Here is a 6,343-nt window from a genome sequence, read left to right as displayed (position 1 = left end):
CGGCGCGGAGACGACGGCCATCGCCATCAGCAACCGCATCACCGCCGCCCTCAACGAGGCCGACCAGGCGGACCGGGAGATCAGCGCCCGGCTGAGCCACTTCGCGACCAACGCGAGCAACGGCACCGGCCTGGACGCCGCCACCGTGGCCAAGGACCTGGCCGCCCAGACCGGCCGCGAGCAGATACCCCCCGCAGGCACCGACCCGGCGAGCGTCAAGCAGTGGTGGGACGGCCTCACCGACACCGAGCGGCAGACCTTCCTCCACGACCACCCCGATCGGATCGGCAACCTCGACGGCGTCCCCGCAGCCGTCCGCGACCAGGCCAACCGGGTCAACCTGAGGAACCTGATCCAGGACCGCCAGAACCAGCTCGCCAACCTCGGCCCCGAGCCGGCGAGATACCTGAACGTCGCCGACACGAACGGCTTCCCGGTGGAGAACCCCGACTACACGGTGTGGAAGCGCAAGCACGACGCCCTGCAGGAGAAGCTCACCGGCTTCCAGTCCATTCAGAACCGGCTCGACGGCAAACTCGAGGACGGTGGCGGGCCGGGTTCCGAGCCGCCGCTGCTGCTGCTGGGGATCGGCGATCAGGGGCAGGGCCGCGCGATCCTGTCCTGGGGTGACCCGGACAAGGCCCGGAACGTCTCGTCGTTGGTCCCCGGGCTGAACAGCACCCTGGCCGGCGCGGGCGGAGGCGACACCTCCACAGCGAAGCGCGTCTACGATTCCGCAGTGGCGAGCGCGAAGGTCAACGGCGAGACGCCGAGCATCGCGTCCGTGTTCTGGCTGGGGTACGACGCACCGCAGCTGGACGGTCCCTCCGTGCTCATGCAGGACCGGGCAGAGGAGGGCGGGGCCTCGTACAACAGGTTCCTCACCGGGCTCCGGGCCACCCACGAGGGGGCGCCGGCGCACATGACCGCGCAGGGGCACAGTTACGGCTCCCTGGTGGTCGGGAAGGCGACCCAGCACCCCGGTGGTCTGCCCGTCGACGACATCGTCCTGGTCGGCAGCCCGGGTGTCGGCGTGGACAAGGCGACGCAGCTCGGGATCGGTGCGGATCACGTGTACGTCGGCACGGCCAAGTACGATCCCGTCGCGGACGCGCCCGCCCCCGGGATGCTCATTCCCGGGTGGGCCGCGGTCGAGGCGATCACGAATCCCGACGGGTCGTGGCACGGCACGGACCCGGCGAGCGAGAGCTTCGGCGGGCAGCGCTTCTCGGTGGCGGACGGGACGGTGACCGACTCCCATGACAACTACTTCGGGAAGCACGGGAAGGGCGGCGACTCGCTCCCCAACATCGGGAAGATCGTGAGCGGCCACGGGAACACGATCACCCGGGAGGACCCGAGGTGAGGGCCGCGGTATGGCGCATGGCCGTGCCGGGGGTACTGCTGGCGCTCCTGGCCGGCTGGTACGCCTGGCCGGAGCCCGCGAAGCCCACCGTGCCGGTCGAGCAGGCGCAGCACCGGATCGAGGCCGAGCTCGCCGATGTCGCCGGGGCCTTCCACCCGGGGCTCCAGTGGGCCGAGGCCAGGTACTACAACGACCCGGAGTTGACGGGATTCTGCGGTACGTCCGGGTGCAAGAAGACGGGCCGGGCGGAGATGATCGCCAATCAGGCCGCCCGGGTCCGGATCACGTCCGAGCGGGCTCACGAGCCGCTCGACATCGTCTACGCGCTCTGGGCCGCGAAGGGGTACCAGGTCCGCCGTGAAGGGTGGTCCGTGGAGGTGAAGGGCTCCGGGTTCACCCTGTGGTTCGTCGTGGGTGTGAACGGTTGCGCCGAGGTGCGGGCCACGCTGACCGATGTCACCGACGTCAGCGACGACCAGTTGCTGCACGGGTTCGCCCAGGGGCCGCAGGACTACGCCGCCCCGTGCGCGACGGTGGACGACCCCTACTGGTCGCACTGAGACCGTCGTGCCCGCCCGGCCCGCCCTGCCTGACACAGGCGGGCCGGGCGGGCACGCTCGCCCAGGCCTCGGGCGAAACCGCTTCCTGCGGCCGGCCGGGCCGCCGAGCCGTCAGGTCCGGTGCGCCGGCACCTTGAGCAGATCGCCCACCGTCGCGGAGGGCAGGTAGCACCGCAGCAGGGACAGGCCGATCCTCGGCAGGTCGGCCTCGTCGCGGTAGAGCAGGTACATCGGTTCGTAGTGGGGCTGGAACTTCGCCTTGAAGGCGTGCAGCGAGCGGAATCCGTAGTACGGCTCCATGGCGCCGCCCAGCTGGTCGAGGATCCGGTCCAGCACGGTGGGGCTGTCGGCGGGGCCGGTGCGGGCCAGCGGGGCGCCGGACAACGAGAGGAAGCGGGCACCGTCCTCGCGCAGGGCGAGGCAGCTGGAGGCGATCATGAACTCGACCACCGGCCGGAAGCCGTCCCGGCGGCGCATCATGTCCAGCGTCCAGCCCTCGGGCGAGGCGTCCTCCCCGTACACGGGCATCCAGGACGTCACGCCGTAGACGTGCTCCTCGCCGTCCATCGCCAGGCCGACCCGCATCCGCGGGTCGAGCGCCTCCTCGACGCCGCCGAGCGTGAAGCCCATCTCCGGCAGGCCCTTGTCGCCGACCCACTCCTCGGAGATCCCCCGGACCTGGGACTGGATCTGCCGGGGCTGGTCGGCCAGGGCGACCAGGCGGTACTCGACGCCGTCCTTCTTGGCCCGGTTGAGGGCGGTGCGCACGTCCTGCCAGGCCTTCCCGCGGAACTCCAGGTCCGGCAGGTCGATCACGGTGTCCTCGGCCACCTGGACCGCACGCCAGCCCAGGTCGCCGGTGGCGGCCGCGGCCTCCTCGGTGACCGAGAACAGGCACGGCACCAGTCCGGAGCGGTCGCACATCTCGGCGAAGCGCGTGATCGCCCCGGGCCGGTCCGCCACCGCACCCACCGGATCGCCGAGCGCGACCGCCACGCCCGCGTGCACCCGGTAGGCGATGTAGCTCTCGCCGTCACCCCTGGCGCCCCCGTCCCTCCGGCTGTGCCCGTCCCCGCTGCCGTTCCCGTCCCCGCCGCTGTGCCCGTTCCCGTTGCCGGCCCCGCCGGGCCCGGGAGATCCGTCGCCGCCGGTGAAGAAGTAGGAGTTGTCGGGCCAGGTGGTCATCCAGGAGAGGTTGCCGCCTCCACGGCGCATCAGCAGGTCCGCCGCGTGCTGCTGGGGGTCCGGTGGCACCTCCGCCGCCCGGGTCTCGCTGCCCGCCGCCCCGGTCCGGTCCGGTGCGGTACGGTGCCGCGGCTGCCGGTGCGACAGATGCGACCGGGGCGGCCGTCGTGCCTGGAACGCCTCCCGCCCGGCGAGCAGGACCAGCAGCTCGGCGGTCCACAGGACGGCGGTGGGGACGAAGACGGCCGCGCCGGTGACCGTCACCTCCTCGCCGAGCACCTTGCCGATCACGTAGACCACGGCGACGACCAGGCCCAGCAGCGCGTTGAGCACGCAGAGCAGCAGGGTCCACCGCCACGCGGTGCGACGTCCCCGGCGCAGCCCGTTGACCAGGAGCCCGATCAGGGCCACGGAGATCAGGAGCTGCCAGCCCGATCCGCCCTCGCCGGCCGTGTCGCCGAGCGGGCCACGGCTCGGTGCCAGCCGGACCACGACCAGGATGGCCGCGATCAGCACGAGTCCGGCCACCGCCAGCAGGCGCCACTCCCGGCGGCTCAGCCGGCCGGACGTCGGACGGGCGCCGGGCACCGTCAGCCAGTGCGTGGCCAGCAGGCCGCCGGTCACCGCGAGCGCGTGCTCCAGCTCGACCAGGCCGCCGACGTAGAGCAGCCACACGCCGACGTACGCGATCAGGCCCAGGCGCAGTCGCTGGCGCCAGGGCGAGGCCAGGGCAGCCGAGGCCACCGCCCCCGCGCACAGGATGCCCGCCGAGAGTCCGACGTCGATCGCGCGGGCCTGCTCGACGGCCCAGGACCAGCCGGTGTGACGCAGCACGAGCAGCAGCAGGGCGGCCAGCAGCACCGCGCCGAGCTGGCCGAGGAGGGTCGCGGCCGCGGCCCAGCGGCTGCCGAGGCGCGCCTCGGCCAGTCCGATCAGCAGCCCGGCCGCGAGCAACATCGGCAGGTAGTCGAGCGGCGTCGCGCACAGCGGTGATCCGGTCACCAGGGTCCACCAGCGGCCGTCCTCGAACGACGGGAGGCCGTACGCGACGTCCGGGTACCAGGACCGGTCGGACACCGCGTGCCAGAGGCCCCCGACCGCCAGCCCGGTCACCAGGATCACCGCGCACACCGTGATGGTGAAGGGGAACCGTCGGATCGTGGTGGCCGCCACGGCCCGTGCGCGGCCGCCCCAGCGCGGCTTCGTCTCTCCGGGCACCTCGCACCTCCCGCAGCGCCGGCGCCGGACCGAACCCCCTGCTCCCGGCGGCCTTGGAGCCTCCCGGTCAGCCTATTTCGATGTCCGGGCCGCCGCGACAGCGCCGACCGCGGCCGGCACGCGGCACCAGACCGGACCGCCGACGTCCAGGGCAGATCGGCACCACGGAGAACAACGACGAGCGGACGTCCATCCCGTACATCGGGCTCGGCCCGCTGCCGCTCGGCCCGCTGCACTTCTTCGCTCGAGAACGCGATGGGGCTACCGGTCCGGGCCCGACGGGCCGGGACTGTGCGTGCGATGCCTTCCAGCCGGCCGGGGTCTCGGGAGTAGGGGGGTGATCCGCGGGGCCCCGGCCGTGTGGGAGGCCAGCCGCGTCGAGGGGGAGGCGCGGCTGCTCGGCGGCCCGACTGCGGTGGGGTCGCCGTGCCGGGAATGCTAGACCTGCGGACCGGCGGTGAACAAGGCTTTGACCTGGGATTTTACGGCCGCGGACATGCCATCCGGAAGAGATCGCTCCGGGATCCGCTCCCCGCTGTGCCGCCCGCCCCGGCGGTCCCCGACGGTTGGCGGGACTCGGGGCGGTCGGGCGTGCCGTGCGGCGGGGTGTCGGTGAACGCGGGTGGGGCACACCAAGGAGCCGGACCGGCAGGCGGCGACGGGCCACCGGCCGGTCCGGCTCCTGGTCGTCGTCCTCGCCCGGCCGTGGTCGGCAAGGTCGTCCGGGACGAGCGGGCGAGGACGTTGCGGAGGATCAGGGGTTACAGGTGGCGGGGGTGGTCGAGGTGTTGGGCTTGGTGCACAGGGGGCCCAGGTTCGTGACGGCGTCGGGGCGGGTGATGAAGGCGAGCGGCCCGGCGTTGTGCTCGCCGTTGAACGGCGTACTGCCGGTGAAGCCGCAGGCCGCCGCGTCGCTGGGGCTGTTGAACCAGAACCCGACGTGGAAGGTGTTGGTGGGCGGCAGGGCGGCGTCCGGGTCGAAGCCGAAGATCTGGTCGAGCAGGATGGTGCGGATCCGGGCCCGGCCGTCCCCGTGGTGGTCGGTGTGGAGGTCGGACTGGTACCAGGCCAGGCCGAAGCTGCCGGTGAACGCGGGGTCCGGGTTCCCGTTCGCCAGCTGGTTGCTGCGCTGGACCGTGAACAGGTCGAAGTCGAGGTCGGGCTTGAAGCCGTGCAGCTGGATGTCCATGGTGTCGTTCAGTTCACCGCGGTGGACTTCGGCCTCGACGCGCGGGGTGCTGCCGTTGGCGGACAGGCACGGCAGGAACGTGGCGTTGGGGAACAGGCGGAACCGGGTCGTGTCGCTCGTGCCGTTCGTGCCGTTGTGCGGTGTGAGAGCGGCGGCGGTGCCCGTGCCGGAAAGGGTGAGGGCAGCCAGTGCCAGTGCGAGCCCGAAGGCGCGGCACGGGCGGAGCCGGTGCAGGGACATGAGTCTCCTTTCAGAGAAGGTGACACTCTGAGTAGCTGGAAGTCACATATGGTGACCTGGCCCCAACCTGTACCACCCCATCGCCCGGCAACCCGCCCGGCACGCCGTCCGGCCCCGGCCTCTGCGGCCACGGCACCCGGACGCCCCGCCGGCCAGGCGGCGGCCAGGAAGACCGGGACGGCTGCCACGTCCGTTCCTGGCACCCCGCGCTGTTGTTCGACAGGATGGTCCGGTGACGAAGCTGACCCGGATCTGGACGATGACCCGCACCAACTTCCGCGCCGCCGACCGGGTCGAGCGGTGGACCGCTCGCGCCGCCTGGGCCGTGCTGACCGCCACGGCCTGGCTGGCGGTGATGTTCACGACCGTCTGGGGGGCCGAGGTCGCCGGGGTCCCCGCCCGTGCCGTGGCATGGTCGGCGCTCTTCCTCTCACTGGCGGTCCCCGCCGTCTCGTGGATCGCCGTCACCTCCCGGCCCGACGGGCGGGCCGGCGCGCCGGCGCTGACGGTCCTCCTCCTGCTGGCAGCCGTCGTACTCGTCATCACCCTCACCTGAGCCGAGGCGTACCGACCACCGGTCGGGAG

General features: G+C 72.7%; 5 protein-coding genes. 3 read left to right on the top strand and 2 right to left on the bottom strand.

All coding sequences use genetic code 11. The annotated features are described in order from the left end of the window. Both ABTY56_RS18205 and ABTY56_RS18200 read left to right on the top strand, forming a co-directional pair. Positions 1 to 1,366: alpha/beta hydrolase (locus tag ABTY56_RS18205; RefSeq protein ID WP_350629824.1), on the top strand; the 1,366-nt coding region annotated here is incomplete at its 5' end. Beyond that, positions 1,363 to 1,926, top strand: a complete 564-nt coding sequence (locus ABTY56_RS18200) for a hypothetical protein (RefSeq protein ID WP_350629823.1) — start codon at positions 1,363 to 1,365, stop codon at positions 1,924 to 1,926. The genes ABTY56_RS18205 and ABTY56_RS18200, both read left to right, overlap by 4 nt. A gap of 111 nt (positions 1,927 to 2,037) precedes the next feature. Here ABTY56_RS18200 and ABTY56_RS18195 read toward each other — a convergent pair whose 3' ends face one another. After that, the gene (locus ABTY56_RS18195; RefSeq protein ID WP_350629822.1) at positions 2,038 to 4,329 is read right to left on the bottom strand and encodes a bifunctional lysylphosphatidylglycerol flippase/synthetase MprF; all 2,292 of its coding nucleotides are present in this window, start codon (positions 4,327 to 4,329) and stop codon (positions 2,038 to 2,040) included. A 754-nt stretch (positions 4,330 to 5,083) separates the two neighbouring features. Beyond that, positions 5,084 to 5,758 carry a hypothetical protein gene (locus tag ABTY56_RS18190; protein WP_350629821.1) on the bottom strand — a complete coding sequence of 225 codons (675 nt, stop codon included), beginning with the start codon at positions 5,756 to 5,758 and terminating at the stop codon, positions 5,084 to 5,086. Between the two features lie 232 nt (positions 5,759 to 5,990). Between ABTY56_RS18190 and ABTY56_RS18185 the strand changes: the two genes are divergently transcribed. Beyond that, entirely contained in the window at positions 5,991 to 6,314 is a 324-nt protein-coding gene (locus ABTY56_RS18185; RefSeq protein WP_350629820.1) for a hypothetical protein, read from the top strand. The last annotated feature ends 29 nt before the right edge of the window (positions 6,315 to 6,343 follow it).

Source organism: Kitasatospora sp. NPDC097691 (genome assembly GCF_040302665.1).
Lineage (GTDB): Bacteria > Actinomycetota > Actinomycetes > Streptomycetales > Streptomycetaceae > Kitasatospora.
Note: the sequence above shows the minus strand (reverse complement) of the source record. Positions and strands in the feature narration are given on the sequence as shown.

What these genes read in the sequence shown, in the direction of transcription:
- ABTY56_RS18190 (WP_350629821.1), bottom strand. Translation starts at nt 5,758, where the DNA reads ATGTCCCTGCACCGGCTCCGCCCGTGCCGCGCCTTCGGGCTCGCACTG.